The following is a 586-nucleotide window of genomic DNA, read 5'->3' on the forward strand; positions in this document are numbered from 1 at the left end:
ACTTATCCTATAAAATTTGTTCGTCCATTGAATGGAAAACGCATTATTAGGATAGCTGGCTAAGCGAAGGTCTCAATGATATTTCATAGCAATAAAGTTGATCATTTATTGCAAGCTTAGAATGAGAGAGTAAAAAACGGCTTAGGGATTCGATTATGCGCGGCCGGTGACCCCGCCTTCCTTGGAGCGCTACCAAGGCTTATGTAGGCGGCCCGTCTCGGGGCGCAGGTTCTGCCTCGGAGTAGTCAGATGGTACGGCGGTTTCGTTCTGCGCGGCCAGAGAACCCGCCTACTTTGAGTGCTATTAAGCCTTGTGTGCTTGCTCTAGATATTCGTGACTTTGCATTTCTAACAAACGGCTTTCTGTTCGTTCGAACTCAAAGCTAAGTTTGCCGCCCTGGTAAATTTCATGGATAGGCGCTTCAGCAGAGATAATCACCTTAACGCTGCGGTCATAAAATTCATCAACCATATTGATAAAGCGCCTCGCCTGATCATCTGTATCGATACTCATCTGAGGGACGTTACTCACGATCACTGCGTGAAATTCTCTTGCGATCTCAATGTAGTCATTCTGGCTTCTAGG

At 46.2% G+C, this 586-nt stretch carries 1 protein-coding gene; it reads right to left on the minus strand.

Features of this window, described 5'->3' with window-relative positions; all coding sequences use genetic code 11:
- Positions 1-304: 304 nt before the first annotated feature.
- A partial coding sequence (gene zapE / locus A3761_RS06945; protein WP_156491696.1) for an AFG1/ZapE family ATPase occupies positions 305-586 on the minus strand: 282 nt, incomplete at its 5' end.

The sequence above is a fragment of the Oleiphilus sp. HI0123 genome (assembly GCF_001635315.1).